At 41.8% G+C, this 11,679-nt stretch carries 26 protein-coding genes; all 26 read right to left on the reverse strand.

Features of this window, described 5'->3' with window-relative positions; genetic code table 11:
• Positions 1 to 52: 52 nt before the first annotated feature.
• The 26 genes from ACQY63_RS11980 to ACQY63_RS12105 all read right to left on the reverse strand — a co-directional run bounded on the left by ACQY63_RS11980 (position 53) and on the right by ACQY63_RS12105 (position 11,610).
• Positions 53 to 409: a hypothetical protein gene (locus ACQY63_RS11980; RefSeq protein ID WP_428245287.1), complete on the reverse strand. Its 357-nt coding sequence runs from the start codon at positions 407 to 409 to the stop codon at positions 53 to 55.
• Positions 409 to 615 (reverse strand): hypothetical protein, encoded by a 207-nt coding sequence (locus ACQY63_RS11985; RefSeq protein WP_087758563.1) that lies wholly within the window; start codon positions 613 to 615, stop codon positions 409 to 411. The genes ACQY63_RS11980 and ACQY63_RS11985 overlap by 1 nt, the downstream gene beginning before the upstream one ends.
• A 1-nt stretch (position 616) precedes the next feature.
• Positions 617 to 1,369, reverse strand: a complete 753-nt coding sequence (locus tag ACQY63_RS11990; protein ID WP_087758562.1) for a ParA family protein — start codon at positions 1,367 to 1,369, stop codon at positions 617 to 619.
• Entirely contained in the window at positions 1,366 to 1,629 is a 264-nt protein-coding gene (locus tag ACQY63_RS11995; protein ID WP_087758561.1) for a hypothetical protein, read from the reverse strand. Before ACQY63_RS11995 ends, ACQY63_RS11990 begins: the two co-directional genes overlap by 4 nt.
• 320 nt (positions 1,630 to 1,949) lie before the next feature.
• Positions 1,950 to 2,159, reverse strand: coding sequence for a hypothetical protein (locus ACQY63_RS12000; protein WP_087758560.1), 210 nt, complete (start codon positions 2,157 to 2,159; stop codon positions 1,950 to 1,952).
• 139 nt (positions 2,160 to 2,298) lie between these two features.
• Positions 2,299 to 2,595: a hypothetical protein gene (locus ACQY63_RS12005; RefSeq protein WP_428245288.1), complete on the reverse strand. Its 297-nt coding sequence runs from the start codon at positions 2,593 to 2,595 to the stop codon at positions 2,299 to 2,301.
• Positions 2,531 to 2,806, reverse strand: coding sequence for a hypothetical protein (locus tag ACQY63_RS12010; RefSeq protein ID WP_087758558.1), 276 nt, complete (start codon positions 2,804 to 2,806; stop codon positions 2,531 to 2,533). Before ACQY63_RS12010 ends, ACQY63_RS12005 begins: the two co-directional genes overlap by 65 nt.
• Before the next feature lie 67 nt (positions 2,807 to 2,873).
• Positions 2,874 to 3,197 (reverse strand): DNA cytosine methyltransferase, encoded by a 324-nt coding sequence (locus ACQY63_RS12015; RefSeq protein WP_087758595.1) that lies wholly within the window; start codon positions 3,195 to 3,197, stop codon positions 2,874 to 2,876.
• Positions 3,157 to 3,543, reverse strand: coding sequence for a hypothetical protein (locus ACQY63_RS12020; protein WP_428245289.1), 387 nt, complete (start codon positions 3,541 to 3,543; stop codon positions 3,157 to 3,159). The genes ACQY63_RS12015 and ACQY63_RS12020 overlap by 41 nt, the downstream gene beginning before the upstream one ends.
• 97 nt (positions 3,544 to 3,640) lie before the next feature.
• Positions 3,641 to 4,387, reverse strand: coding sequence for a DNA cytosine methyltransferase (locus tag ACQY63_RS12025; protein WP_428245290.1), 747 nt, complete (start codon positions 4,385 to 4,387; stop codon positions 3,641 to 3,643).
• Positions 4,384 to 4,689 carry a hypothetical protein gene (locus ACQY63_RS12030; RefSeq protein ID WP_087758557.1) on the reverse strand — a complete coding sequence of 102 codons (306 nt, stop codon included), beginning with the start codon at positions 4,687 to 4,689 and terminating at the stop codon, positions 4,384 to 4,386. The genes ACQY63_RS12025 and ACQY63_RS12030 overlap by 4 nt, the downstream gene beginning before the upstream one ends.
• Complete coding sequence (locus ACQY63_RS12035; RefSeq protein ID WP_087758556.1) at positions 4,686 to 4,979, reverse strand: hypothetical protein; 294 nt, start codon at positions 4,977 to 4,979, stop codon at positions 4,686 to 4,688. Before ACQY63_RS12035 ends, ACQY63_RS12030 begins: the two co-directional genes overlap by 4 nt.
• Positions 4,969 to 5,346, reverse strand: coding sequence for a hypothetical protein (locus ACQY63_RS12040; protein WP_428245291.1), 378 nt, complete (start codon positions 5,344 to 5,346; stop codon positions 4,969 to 4,971). Before ACQY63_RS12040 ends, ACQY63_RS12035 begins: the two co-directional genes overlap by 11 nt.
• The gene (locus ACQY63_RS12045) at positions 5,327 to 5,956 is read right to left on the reverse strand and encodes a Holliday junction resolvase RecU (protein ID WP_227080365.1); all 630 of its coding nucleotides are present in this window, start codon (positions 5,954 to 5,956) and stop codon (positions 5,327 to 5,329) included. The genes ACQY63_RS12040 and ACQY63_RS12045 overlap by 20 nt, the downstream gene beginning before the upstream one ends.
• A complete protein-coding gene (locus ACQY63_RS12050; protein WP_022369212.1) occupies positions 5,953 to 6,204 on the reverse strand; it encodes a hypothetical protein in 252 nt (83 codons plus the stop codon). Before ACQY63_RS12050 ends, ACQY63_RS12045 begins: the two co-directional genes overlap by 4 nt.
• A 1-nt stretch (position 6,205) precedes the next feature.
• Positions 6,206 to 6,523 (reverse strand): ASCH domain-containing protein, encoded by a 318-nt coding sequence (locus tag ACQY63_RS12055; RefSeq protein WP_428245292.1) that lies wholly within the window; start codon positions 6,521 to 6,523, stop codon positions 6,206 to 6,208.
• 17 nt (positions 6,524 to 6,540) lie between these two features.
• Positions 6,541 to 6,801, reverse strand: a complete 261-nt coding sequence (locus ACQY63_RS12060) for a hypothetical protein (protein WP_428245293.1) — start codon at positions 6,799 to 6,801, stop codon at positions 6,541 to 6,543.
• Complete coding sequence (locus tag ACQY63_RS12065) at positions 6,795 to 7,316, reverse strand: exonuclease domain-containing protein (protein ID WP_428245294.1); 522 nt, start codon at positions 7,314 to 7,316, stop codon at positions 6,795 to 6,797. Before ACQY63_RS12065 ends, ACQY63_RS12060 begins: the two co-directional genes overlap by 7 nt.
• A 1-nt stretch (position 7,317) precedes the next feature.
• Entirely contained in the window at positions 7,318 to 8,187 is an 870-nt protein-coding gene (locus ACQY63_RS12070; RefSeq protein ID WP_428245296.1) for a hypothetical protein, read from the reverse strand.
• A gap of 265 nt (positions 8,188 to 8,452) precedes the next feature.
• Positions 8,453 to 9,067 carry a hypothetical protein gene (locus ACQY63_RS12075; protein ID WP_428245297.1) on the reverse strand — a complete coding sequence of 205 codons (615 nt, stop codon included), beginning with the start codon at positions 9,065 to 9,067 and terminating at the stop codon, positions 8,453 to 8,455.
• Entirely contained in the window at positions 9,045 to 9,536 is a 492-nt protein-coding gene (locus tag ACQY63_RS12080) for a hypothetical protein (protein WP_428245298.1), read from the reverse strand. Before ACQY63_RS12080 ends, ACQY63_RS12075 begins: the two co-directional genes overlap by 23 nt.
• Before the next feature lie 4 nt (positions 9,537 to 9,540).
• Positions 9,541 to 9,876, reverse strand: coding sequence for a hypothetical protein (locus tag ACQY63_RS12085; RefSeq protein WP_428245299.1), 336 nt, complete (start codon positions 9,874 to 9,876; stop codon positions 9,541 to 9,543).
• Entirely contained in the window at positions 9,876 to 10,118 is a 243-nt protein-coding gene (locus ACQY63_RS12090) for a hypothetical protein (protein ID WP_428245301.1), read from the reverse strand. The genes ACQY63_RS12085 and ACQY63_RS12090 overlap by 1 nt, the downstream gene beginning before the upstream one ends.
• The gene (locus ACQY63_RS12095) at positions 10,111 to 10,353 is read right to left on the reverse strand and encodes a hypothetical protein (protein ID WP_428245302.1); all 243 of its coding nucleotides are present in this window, start codon (positions 10,351 to 10,353) and stop codon (positions 10,111 to 10,113) included. The genes ACQY63_RS12090 and ACQY63_RS12095 overlap by 8 nt, the downstream gene beginning before the upstream one ends.
• A 49-nt stretch (positions 10,354 to 10,402) precedes the next feature.
• Positions 10,403 to 11,383: an SUMF1/EgtB/PvdO family nonheme iron enzyme gene (locus tag ACQY63_RS12100; protein ID WP_428245303.1), complete on the reverse strand. Its 981-nt coding sequence runs from the start codon at positions 11,381 to 11,383 to the stop codon at positions 10,403 to 10,405.
• 20 nt (positions 11,384 to 11,403) lie between these two features.
• Positions 11,404 to 11,610, reverse strand: a complete 207-nt coding sequence (locus tag ACQY63_RS12105) for a hypothetical protein (RefSeq protein ID WP_022368602.1) — start codon at positions 11,608 to 11,610, stop codon at positions 11,404 to 11,406.
• Positions 11,611 to 11,679 lie beyond the last annotated feature (69 nt).

The raw sequence follows: 11,679 nt of genomic DNA on the forward strand, positions 1-11,679 counted from the left end.
CCCCTTTGCTTTTTGCATTAAGTAAATCGTTAATGTTGAATCCTGCCATATCTTAAACCTCCGTTCTTCTCAATGTGTCCGATTCGGTCACTTTTTTTATTTCCTCTAATATTCTTTTTTCTGCATTTTCTACAATGTTGGTTACTTCTCTGTTTACTCGCTCCTTACTCCTCATTTCCATATTTTCACGGTCAAGGCGTTCTACTGTTATCCTTAGATTTTCCACCTCTTCCCTAAGGCTCATATACTCACTAAGCGGTATTTCTACTGTAGGACCTTTTATGGTATCTTCTATGTATCGCTTATATTCGGATAATGGTATCTGTACCATATTGTCCGGTCTTGCGAATATTCTTAATGGTTCTTCTGTTTCTAACGGTTCTATCACTTTTCCTTTTCCTATCTCCACTATCTATACTCCTTTCCCGTGTCTTTATCTCTCAATACGATACGTCCGACCATTTCATACCCTGCAATATCTATCATCTGCTTTAATACGCTTACAAGGTTTGTCACTTCCGGGTTGTATTCCTTTTTCTTTGCCTTTGGTTCTGCTTCGTGGATTGCTGCCCCGGCTGTGGGGTCAGCATATCCCTCCTTGTTTCTGTATACCATTCTATCCCTCCAAATACTCCTTAACGAATGTCTTATAATCTCTTGCTGCTCCCGACCTTGGAGAATACTGCATAAGGCTTTGTGTGGTAAATGTAACCTCGTCCGCCTTTTCTGTTCTTCTAATGTGTGTTCTGAATACCGGGTATCTCTGATTCTGTAAGTATTCCTCCCCCTGTCTGCATACATCACGGTTATAGAACATTGTTACAAGGCATCCTCTAAACTTTAACTTTGGGTTAAGCTGCTTTGCGTTGTTTATCTGTTCCTCTAACTCTTTCATGCCGTCAAATGCGTAGCCGTCAATCTTAATCGGTATAATAACTTCGTCTGCTGCCACTAAAGCATTGATAACAGATATATTTATATCTGGCGGACAATCAATAATACAGTAGTCGAATATATCTTTTACCTTTTCCAATTCCTTAGACAGTATTGTTACTTGGTCTATTTCCTCATTCTTGATTACCGCAAGGTTTGCTGTTAAAAGGCTCATATTGGCAGGTACTACCGCAATGTTTCCATTCGCTCCAAGCTGCATTACATCCGTTAATGTCTTATCTCCTGTAAGTACATCCGCAAAACTCGGTGCTTCATTATTCCATACACCGCACGCCTTAGATAAATTGCCCTGCTTATCATTATCAATAATCAATACCTTTTTGTCGTAATCCTCTGCCAAGATGTACCCCATGTTTACACTTGTTGTTGTCTTGGCACATCCGCCTTTCATGTTAATAATTGCAATAGTTTTCATCTGTTTTTACCTCCTGTGATTACTCTTTGTGCTTCCTTAAAGTCCATTTTCTTAATTGCTCTAAGGATTCGGGCAAATACCGCCCCTGCCTGTCTACCAAGTTCTTTGTTCATAAAGTCCAAATCCTCGGAAGTGAATACTACCTTTAATTCCGGGTCATTTATGATATTTTTAGCTTGTATTACCTCGATACCGCATAGGGTTCTTACTCCGCTTTTGAAATAATCCCTATCCTCCTGTGTCATTGGTATTTTTTCCATAGGCTACCTCCTGCGTGTGCATTGCACACTTTATACAATCTCTAAAGGCTTAGGCACTCTATAAGGTGTGCAATAGCCTTTTCGGGTGGACTTCTTGGCATATATCCACCGCCTTTCCCGGCTATGTGATAGGCGTTGCAATTTTTCGCATTAAAAAATTACTAAAAACCTGTTGACTTACTGCACGCTCTCTAGTTGGCGTACCCACTGCTATTTTTTCACTCTATCCCTGCTACGGCTATTGGCTTGCCCTCGTCAGAAAACAGGTTGCCGACCTGTCTTGACGGCTCGGGGCGGTTGCCCCTTACCGTTTCGGCTCTTTACGCTTCTACTGTTTCGTGTCCTGTTGTAAAAAATACTTCTCTATCGCCCCAATCACGAATCTTTACCGTTTTTTCTTCTCTCTTGCTTTCGTTATATCTTCCTGCATGGTAAATTGGTGCGTATGTAATTGTTTTTGCTGTTCTCTTTATAATCTCAAATACTACTGCGTTTTCTCCGTATCTTTTTCCTACCTCAAATTTTCTCATTGTTTCTTACCTCCGTCTTGCTTTCCTTTGATGATTTTATTATATACTTATATAAGTATATTTACAACCCGGGATAATTAACAAATATACTTATATAAGTACATCAATCTTTTGTGCAACTTGTATACTTATATAAGTATCATTCATGTATGTTCTTTTTCTTCTCTTCCAACTGCTGCCTTTTGTCTTTCAGATATTCCATATATTCTCCGTATGTCATTCCCGGCGGTGTGATTCTTTTTTGTGCTTCTCTTGCCTGTTTCGCCTTTTGGCTTAATACTGCTGCCTTGCTTACCGTCTTTTTCTCTTCTCTCTTTGGTTCTTCGGGTTTAATTCCTAATCTCCTTGCCTGTCGGTTCGGCTTTGCCTTGTTATATGTCAATGTCCTTTCCTGTTGGAATGGTATTACTTTCCTGTTTCTTCTCTTCTTTGCCATAACTGCCCCTTTCCAAATCGTCCGCAATTTCTGTTATACTCTGCATACAGGCTTTTATATTCGTGTCCGTGTCTGCCGTTATGCTTAATATGTTGCTTATCTGTCGTAACCTCTTTATCTGTCTTGGGTCAACTGCTGCCTTTTTCAGACATTCCGGGCATATCTCTATGCCCTCCAATGCCTTTTCTCCACATAAGCTACATTTCTTCATGTGTACCAACTCCTATTTTCTAAAGAACTTCAATACTCTTTCGTTCCACCAATACTTAAATACTGCCTTATAAAAGGCTCTCGTCTTTTCTTTCATTGTCCTTTTCTTCCTCCTGTAGGATTCGTATAATGCCTATATAGAGCCTTTCCGCACAATATACGCATATACTGTTGCCTATTGCCCTGTATCGTGCCGTATCGGCTATAATATTGCCGTCTGCTCCGTATTTCGTCCAATCGTCCGGGTATCCCTGTAATCGCTCTCCCTCAACAGGTGTAAGCCTGCGGATTATGTATACAACTTTCTGTGTTGCTTTCTTTAACAGGTCTTTAATACTTTTCTTCGGAGTGCTAGGGATATTCCCCTTTGTCTTTGTACTCTCTGTTATCAGAGTTTCCGACCCTCCGCCGTAAGACCCCCCCCGCTGCCCTTAAAGTGCCGTTAATCTGTGTTTCCCTGTATCCTCCGTGCTGATTCTCTTCAAAGGCTTTTTTATCGGTTACAATCAATGGGGTATCTCCCCTTACGGTATTGTTCTGTCCTGCGGTTAATGTTCCGCTTGTATCGCTCTCCCTGTATCCGTGGTGTTGGTAGGCTTCGTAAAATACGCTGTGAATATCTGCCGTTGTGAGTGTCGGGCAAGGTCCCCCGACCTTTCCAACGCCTAATCCGTTGCTTGCCTTATTTCTTGTAACTTCATCCCTTAAAGGTATTACGCTCCGTTTCTCTTCGTACATGATGCAAGGCGTTTGACCTCCGCCACGCCCCATATTCTGTACTAAGGTTGGGGTAATATCTTTGTAGGTTCTTACCACGCTGTCAGCGTGTGCAAAATCAAGACCTAAAACCTCCCCCCCCTCGGCTACTTTCTGCTCTAAGGCTATTCGTAGATTGTCCGGCAGCTTCCGCCCTTTGCTCTTTGCTCTTCGGAGTATACCCAAGCACGCTTTCGGACTTAAATAATATTTCTCCGGCACGTTGTCCTCCAAAATCTCCGATAAGGTAGATTCGTTTTCTACGTTGGGGTACTCCCCAATATTGAGCATCAAGGATTCTCCAAGCTGTGTCAACCTCCCCCCCTCTAACCATTCCTGCGGTTGCCCATTTGCCACTTGCAGGCATTGGAATATTGGCGTTTGTGACTTTTTCAAGCACGGCTCTAAAATCCTCTCCGCCGTTACTTGAAAAAGCTCCGGGTACGTTCTCCCAAATAATGAAAGTTGGATATTGTCCATTTGTTGCTAACCTCATTTCTCTTATAATTCTTATTGCGTGTATGAATAACCCGGAACGATTACCTTTAAGTCCTTTTCTCTTTCCGGCTATGCTCAAATCTTGGCAAGGACTTCCAAAGGTTATAATATCCACAGGTTGTATTTCATCCCCTTTTAGTTCCGTAACACTTCCAACGTGCATTACATCCTTAAAACGGTATCTTGTTATGTCGATACAATTCGGTTCTACCTCTGCGGCCCATAACGGTTTAATGGTGCATCCTGTATCTATCCCGCTCGGTATGCCTGCTGCATAGCAGAAACCTCCGATACCGTCAAATAGGCTGCCTAGTGTTAATTGTTTCAACGCTTACCCTCCTTTCTGTTTTTCTTCTCCTGTTTTCTCTTGGCGTATTCCTGTAAGTATCTTTCCTGTTCTTTGTCCTCTTCCATTCTTGCTAATCTCTTTTGATACCTCTTGTATATTTTGCAATCCTTTTCACAATCGGGGCAAGTTCTATACGGACACCCGATACATTCATGTAATCCACCGTTCTCGTCCATATCAATACCGAATACATAAGAGAAAAACATAATAGCGAACGGAAGAATAAATAATACTGCTGCCACGGCAACGATAATTAAGATTGCTGTTATTATTGTTTTCATTCCTGCCAATCCTCCAACTTTTTAACCCTTGTCTGTAGGTTGCTTATGGTTACTTTCATTTCCTCAATCTGATAAGGCAATACGTCCGTATTTTCAAACATATAAAGGACTTCTACCGCCCGGCTTATCGGTACACCGCTTTTTAATCTCGGTTTGTTGGTCTTTGGGTCAATCTCTGTAAGTCTGCCGTTCTTTGGTTTTCTCTTGGTGTCCTTTGCCGGTCCTGGCATTGCTTTATTCATCATCTTGTAATACGGAATCTCTGCCCCTACAATTCCGTTAAGTCGCACTTAATAACCCTCCCTGTGCTGTGTCCTCTTCAATCTTCTTATCTGCTACTGCTTCCGTTTCCTGTAACTCCTGCTCCAACTTCTCCCAAATCAGAGGAATCATTAACTTGCAAACCATAATTGTATGTATTCTGCTTGTTGCTTCCGTCAGTCTTTCGCACATATACACGAATAATAAGCCTGCATTGGCATCCCCCTCCCAATCCGGGTTATCCTGTCTTGATTTCTTAAAAAGCGGTGTTTCTTTGTACTGCTGCCCTAATTCCTGTAAGATTTCTATTGAACGGTCTGTAAATGTTACCTCTCCACCCTCCTTAACCTCTGTTACGGTCAACAGTTCCATAATTTTATCTTTTTCGCTCTGCATTTTCGTATGCTCCTTTCAATTCCTCGGTGTGCATTAAAAAATGTACCGCACCGTCAAACTTAACCTTGTATTCCTCTATATCGTCCGGCTTTAGGTACTGCCTGCCGTACATTTCTTTCATGTCACGCCATACATTCCACGGAATAAAGAAAAAATCATCCTGTATACAGATACACACCCCGCATAACGCCCCTAATCGGCTATGCTTTTCCAATACGTCCATTTGTGTATCTGTAAGCACATTCCGGGTTATCCTGTCTTTGCTTGTCCTCTTGGCTTCAAACATTATCGAACGCCCACCGTATAAGGTCCCTTGAAAGTCGGGTTGTGCGTGTGTACTGAAACGCCCGGTAAATTCTCCTGTCCTGTGGTTCTTACTTGTTACTCTGAATGGTTCGGGTGTTTTATCAATAGTTGCTATTCCGTGGCTCTCGTACATTCTGCACCCGGCTAAAATTTCTCTTTCAAAGTGCTGCCCCTGTGCATTGTTGAGCCTGTTTTTATACTGCTGCTTTAATTTATCTTCATCTACTGCCGTGGTTCTTGCCTGCTGCCACTTCTTTAATTCTTTTTCCGTGTCCGAATCGGTCACAAATCCTTGATTTATCAATGTTTTTCGCTCCTTTTTGTTAATTCATTCCACGGTATCAACCGCATACGCTTTTTACCGTCCAATTCGTAAATAAATGATACCGTGCCATTCTTTAAGCTGTGTTCCGTGATAATGTCCGTTATCTGCATTTCTGCCGTGCCTAATCTTCTCGGGTATCCTGTAATAGCCATTCCCTCAATTATGGCAACCTCTACAATATCGCCCAACTCATAAGGGCAATGTGCCATGAATACCGCCTGTTGCATATTAACAACCGCTCCTTTCTCTGATTTCGTGAATGTGTAGTGTGTAATATTCCTTTCCGGGTTCTGCTCCCCACTCTTCCTTACCTGCCTTAACATCCAATGAACATAATGCGGTAAACTGTGGTCTACTGCTGCCGTATCCGTTTCTGAATCCTATTAACTGTTTATCAAGTCCTGTAGGAATATTTGAGTTTGGGTGCATTTCAAATATTTTCTTAAACCTCGTTGTATAATACGGTTTAATCTCTCTGTATTCCTCTCGTTTATCCCCGGAAAGAATCATATTGAACCATTTACCCTCAATCGGTAATATCAGCATTATATTTTCCTCCCCTCCTATTCTTCTAATAGTTCTATTTCATCATCACAAAATAGCCTTGTCATTCCATTTCTATAATGCTCGCTGTGTGGCTCGTCTACTCTTAATTCTGCCCTTGCATATTCATCATAAGTTGATTCCGCCGTGATAACTCCCGTTATTCCTGTCATATCTTTGTTGCAATCCCCTGTCATTCCGTACTTGTAATGCAATATGGACTTTGCATTGATTATCTTAATCCGCTGTCCTGTTTTGTACTCTTTTCCACCTATCAGCATTTCCCTTTTCTCCTTTCTACGTCCTCTCCCATTTTTTTATAGCAATACAGGGTTGCTTTTACATCTTCCAAGGAATCGTGGGCCTTAAACTCGTAACCGTAGTATGTCGCACACTTGGTAAGGCTCTGCCACTTATAATTACCGTGGTAACTATCCCATTCGCCGTATATGTCCGCAAATGTAAGCATAGGGTCAAACCATTTCTCACGGCTCACTTCAATACCGTATGCTCTTAAAAACCTGTCCTCAAATGCGTAATTGTATGCTATTACATAATCCGCACGACTTAGAATATCAAGCACCGTAGGTACATATCTTTCAAACGGTAACTCATTGGCTACCATAAGCGGAGTAATGCCGTGTACCGCCTGTGCATCCTCCCAACTTTCTTTATTGTTCGGTCTGCAATAAGCATTAAGCAGGACATTGTAATTTTCATCAATAATTGATACCTGTAATACCTCGTCCTCTCCTGCCTTTAATCCTGTTGTTTCAAAATCAATCGTTGCAATCAATTTAATCCCTCACTTTCCGCAATCGTAGGTAGCAATTCCACCCCGTATAGTCGTTGTATTCAAAATCTATCTTGGTAGGCTCATACCCCTTATATAACTTTCTCCATACCTCCTTATCTTCCGGGGTCTTTGCGTACTCTCGTAGCTTTCTAAAACTCCATTTATGGTCGTTTTTCTTTACCTTTGGCTTTTTAAGGTTCATTGATGTAGACCATTTTTTGCAGCCTTTTTTACGCTTGTTTATGTAATTTACTATGCCCTCTAATCCGTTTTCGTTCGGCTGCAATCTGTCACAGTTCACGAATCCGTAATAATCTGCCTTGGCTCTGTATTCCGGGTCGTTTGCCTTTTTCCAATTTATCCTTGTGGTACTCCACATTAACTCCAAATCGTCACGGTCTAACCCTCCGTTGTTGATAATTATATGGTGGTGGATTCTTACGGCTTTTGTTGCCTTATCGTCCGCATCAATCCCCTGTAACGTAAGCTGCCCCTCTTCCTCTTCCGGGGTGTATTCGGTAACAAGCATATACTTTAAATCCTCGCCTGTTTCCCTCTTCATTTTCCTTTTTATGCGGTCTAAGTAGTTATGCACATTCTTTTCCGCTTCCTCCAAGGACATAGGCAAATGCTCATTGTTGTATGTAGCTGATATATGAAAATCATTTGTACCAAAATTAGTATTGGCAATCTGTACGAATCTTCTTTTACTTCTCTTGTCATTAAGGTTTTTTTGAGCCTGTGAGGATTTACCTTTTTTCCCTTTGCCTACTTCCGGCATATTCGTAACCGCTACTATATCAACCTCTAAGTATTCCTCTCCGCAATATATCCTCTTCTCACGGATAAAGTTCTTTCTCTTGTTTGCCATATCGTTTATTCTCCTTATACTACAAGTCCATAAGGGTACGCCTATTAAACCATATACTTATACAAGTATAATCTTATATAAGTATATAATTTTATGAATGTCCTAGATGTTAATACCCCATACAAGGTCCTCAACACGCCCTCATTTATAGCCTTTTGGCGTGTGATTTCAAGGCTTTTTTATTGACTTTGTGCAAGCCTTATAGTATAATTTGAATAGGTGTAATTATCGCTATAAGGCGGTAACAGGGAACTTGCATAAGCCACTATGCAAGTTCCTTTTCTTTTGCCCTTTCCCTGTAAATCTTGGTTGCAAAATCTACCGTGTAATACCCTCCACAACCTTTATGTTTTGCCATATACGAACAACTAAGCGATATTTGACCGCATTTTAAGCATTTGAGTTTAAAATACGGCAATGCCGTTACCTGTACGTTTAGGCAAGGAATATATGGTATATTCAATCCGTTATCTGCATGGTATCTAATACCCTCCACAAAATCCGAATAATCTACCATACTTCCAATGTTCTTTATATTCTCGGTATCCAAATCCTCGACCTCTATAATCTCGCCATTTACTATGTCTACCGTTATTTCCAAGTCCTGTACTATGAAATATCCTATTTCCTCTGCTGTTTCATAAAGCAATATATCCTGCTCGTAAATTGGTTTTCCGAATCTGTCGGCTGCATCCGTCTGTCTGCACATTGTATTTATATCTATCTCATACACATTTGCACCCGGATAACCGCCCTCGTCTATATAATGACCTGCGGGGCGTACCGCCCCGTCACTCGGTCTTATTGGTGGTTCTGTTATGTATTCGCCCTCTATCCATATTGGATATGGTGTACTACTACTTTTTGCCTTTGCTCTCACTTTCCTGTACCCCTCTTTCTGCAATCGTGCCGATAATCTCCATAGATGCCGTGTCGGATACTCCTGCTTCATTCACGCACGGTAAAAGCTGATGTATCACACCCTCGGGGTCAATCCAACGGAATATAACCACATCTGCAAGTCTTACTTTTACCGTGTTGCTACCGTCTTTTCCTGTGAACCCCTGTAATGTGTTGTACTCCCTGTCAACGGTTGCCTTGTCTACTACAAATTCTCTTATCTGTCCGTCTACTTCCAAGGCTACAATATCGCCTGTGTAAATCTCCTTGCCGTTCTTATCCCTGTAAGGTGTCTGTTCTCCCAAGGTATCCGGGAATATCTCTCTAAAATCTCCGTAGACCGTGCCAATCTCCGCTATCTCGTCCGTTTCATATCCGTAAGACGGCATACCATAGACCCACTCGTAACATTCCTTTTCCCTGTTGTATGTCAATCCTCTGTACTTCATTGCCCTACCTTTCCCAAGGTTTTAGCGTAAGAGGGTACTGCTCTTTAATCTCACGGCTACGCTCTACATTGGTCTGTAATATAAGCTGTGCCTTTTGCATTTCCTCTTGTGGCATTTCCTTGTCTTTGTACCCGTCTATAAACTCTTGGTATTCCTGTATCTTTTTCCTTAACTCTGCATCCGTGGCGGATATGACATATACGGTACTGCAATGCCTACAACGCCAATACCTGTATTCGATTTCCCCGACTTTCTTATAACTCGGCTTTATCTTTCCTATGGATTTATGGCACTTATCGCATACGATTGTAGGCTTGTACTTTCTTTTTATTGGTTTCACTACTCTATACCTCCATTTAAAACCTTTAGGCTTCTGATATGTGATACTCTGAATAAACAGGAATTAGTTATGTATGTTCCCTTATGTGCCAAAAAGTAATAATTGCTCTTTAGATATAAATTCGGGTCATTCTTTACCTCTTCCGTTCCTGTCTTTCGTAAAGTACCTCTGTAAACGCTTCCGTCAAATATTTTTATATCTACATATTCGCCTAAGTGTTTCTCTAATTCCGTTCTATTCATTGCTTCCCTCTGCTTTCTTCGGACACCATGCCGGAGAGGTCTTTACAGGTACTTCCTCTGAATATCTCGCACCAAATCCTATAAACCCCTGCAATCTGTATATCCTGTGTTCCGCATAGTATTTTCTGATATATTCATGGTTTGGATGCTCGCAATAAAAATTGCTTCTAGTGTTTCCTGTAGGTCTTAAACTTTTGCAATATTTACAATCAGCACATCTGATTTTATTTGTCATTGTTTCACTCCTTTTATGCTTACAGGGGTGCTACCGCACCCCTTAACAGTTATTCAGTAATCAGTTTTCCGTTTACCTCATAAAAAGCGGATCGGAAACCAACGATGCCGTTCGAGCCGGAACGAGGGCTACCCAAGTTGAGAGCGGACGGACCCGAATTGGAAGCAAGGTTGAACGCCGACCCACGGATAGGCAAATATTCGCCCTCTGTGGCATCAAAGTATACATAGGTCTTATTCTCTTCCTCTGCTCTTTTATCCGGGATAATTCCCAAGTCTTTAAGTGCCTGTGGAATCTCTGATAACTCAACCTCTAATTCATCAATTCTTACTCCGTCATAATCCGGCGTATAATCATCCGCTGCCACGGTATCCGTAATTGTGATTTCTCCACATTCCACGTTTGCCCTTACCGGTCCCTTGGATGTTTCCGCCTGCTGCCATTCGGTGCTATCCTTTGACAGGTCACAATATGGGGATGCTGCTTTATTGTCCGGGATAAACTCTATTACTCCGTCCTTAATTCTTAATCCTGCCAACCATTCCCATACATTACCGTTAAGGTCTGATACTCCATAAGGTGTATGGTCGTGATTCCATGTAACCGGTCCTGTACCTGTATATGTCCGTCCAAAGTTGCTTACTTTGCCTTGTTCGTCCTTGTGGTAATAATCCTTGCCCCAATCGGTGTTACCGTGTGGCATTGTACCTTTTTCCCTACTCTGATTTAACAGGTATTCATACTCTACGGCGGTCATAAGATGCCAACCTGCCCCCTTGCATCTGCAAGCCTGTACCGCTTCGTCAAATGTGATATTTGCGGTCGGGTCTGCCATTGGCATACTGTAGGCTCTGCCGTTAATTACGGTATTCGGGTACTTGGATATGTAAATGGCATCCGCCACCTTATCCCCGATTTTGAATACTGCTGGGACCTCTTCGGCATCCTTTGGTCTTGCGAATCTGCACATGATAGACGGAATCCCTCTATCATCAAAAATTACTACATTGTTGTGGTCTACTGCGTTCATTGTTCCTTGTCCTCCTGTTTTTAATGTTTTGCGTAAATGGAATGTAACTTAATACTTCCACGCCTTTTTATACTTTCTTCTGTGTGTAATCCCGAATCGAAAAACGCACAAAAGGTTGTACCGCCTATAATGCTTGTTACTACGATATAATCCCCGATATTATGAAACTCGCACCGCTTCACGTTTCGGTATACCGCTGTGTGCTTCTCTGTTCTGCTGCCCGCCATGCTGCCCCTCCTTTCGTTGTGTCCGTGCTATATTCAAGGCGTATTGCCCTTTCTTCCTCCGCTATATCA

The organism is Eubacterium sp. Marseille-QA0814, assembly GCF_965119675.1.
GTDB lineage: Bacteria > Bacillota > Clostridia > Lachnospirales > Lachnospiraceae > Eubacterium_G.

Excerpts from the sequence above, each read along its gene's own strand:
- ACQY63_RS11985 (WP_087758563.1), bottom strand. The coding sequence starts at position 615 with ATGGTATACAGAAACAAGGAGGGATATGCTGACCCCACAGCCGGGGCA.
- ACQY63_RS11990 (WP_087758562.1), bottom strand. The coding sequence starts at position 1,369 with ATGAAAACTATTGCAATTATTAACATGAAAGGCGGATGTGCCAAGACA.
- ACQY63_RS11995 (WP_087758561.1), bottom strand. The coding sequence starts at position 1,629 with ATGGAAAAAATACCAATGACACAGGAGGATAGGGATTATTTCAAAAGC.
- ACQY63_RS12000 (WP_087758560.1), bottom strand. The coding sequence starts at position 2,159 with ATGAGAAAATTTGAGGTAGGAAAAAGATACGGAGAAAACGCAGTAGTA.
- ACQY63_RS12005 (WP_428245288.1), bottom strand. The coding sequence starts at position 2,595 with ATGGCAAAGAAGAGAAGAAACAGGAAAGTAATACCATTCCAACAGGAA.
- ACQY63_RS12010 (WP_087758558.1), bottom strand. The coding sequence starts at position 2,806 with ATGAAGAAATGTAGCTTATGTGGAGAAAAGGCATTGGAGGGCATAGAG.
- ACQY63_RS12020 (WP_428245289.1), bottom strand. The coding sequence starts at position 3,543 with ATGTACGAAGAGAAACGGAGCGTAATACCTTTAAGGGATGAAGTTACA.
- ACQY63_RS12030 (WP_087758557.1), bottom strand. The coding sequence starts at position 4,689 with ATGAAAACAATAATAACAGCAATCTTAATTATCGTTGCCGTGGCAGCA.
- ACQY63_RS12040 (WP_428245291.1), bottom strand. The coding sequence starts at position 5,346 with ATGCAGAGCGAAAAAGATAAAATTATGGAACTGTTGACCGTAACAGAG.
- ACQY63_RS12050 (WP_022369212.1), bottom strand. The coding sequence starts at position 6,204 with ATGCAACAGGCGGTATTCATGGCACATTGCCCTTATGAGTTGGGCGAT.
- ACQY63_RS12055 (WP_428245292.1), bottom strand. The coding sequence starts at position 6,523 with ATGCTGATATTACCGATTGAGGGTAAATGGTTCAATATGATTCTTTCC.
- ACQY63_RS12060 (WP_428245293.1), bottom strand. The coding sequence starts at position 6,801 with ATGCTGATAGGTGGAAAAGAGTACAAAACAGGACAGCGGATTAAGATA.
- ACQY63_RS12070 (WP_428245296.1), bottom strand. The coding sequence starts at position 8,187 with ATGGCAAACAAGAGAAAGAACTTTATCCGTGAGAAGAGGATATATTGC.
- ACQY63_RS12080 (WP_428245298.1), bottom strand. The coding sequence starts at position 9,536 with ATGAAGTACAGAGGATTGACATACAACAGGGAAAAGGAATGTTACGAG.
- ACQY63_RS12090 (WP_428245301.1), bottom strand. The coding sequence starts at position 10,118 with ATGAATAGAACGGAATTAGAGAAACACTTAGGCGAATATGTAGATATA.
- ACQY63_RS12095 (WP_428245302.1), bottom strand. The coding sequence starts at position 10,353 with ATGACAAATAAAATCAGATGTGCTGATTGTAAATATTGCAAAAGTTTA.
- ACQY63_RS12100 (WP_428245303.1), bottom strand. The coding sequence starts at position 11,383 with ATGAACGCAGTAGACCACAACAATGTAGTAATTTTTGATGATAGAGGG.
- ACQY63_RS12105 (WP_022368602.1), bottom strand. The coding sequence starts at position 11,610 with ATGGCGGGCAGCAGAACAGAGAAGCACACAGCGGTATACCGAAACGTG.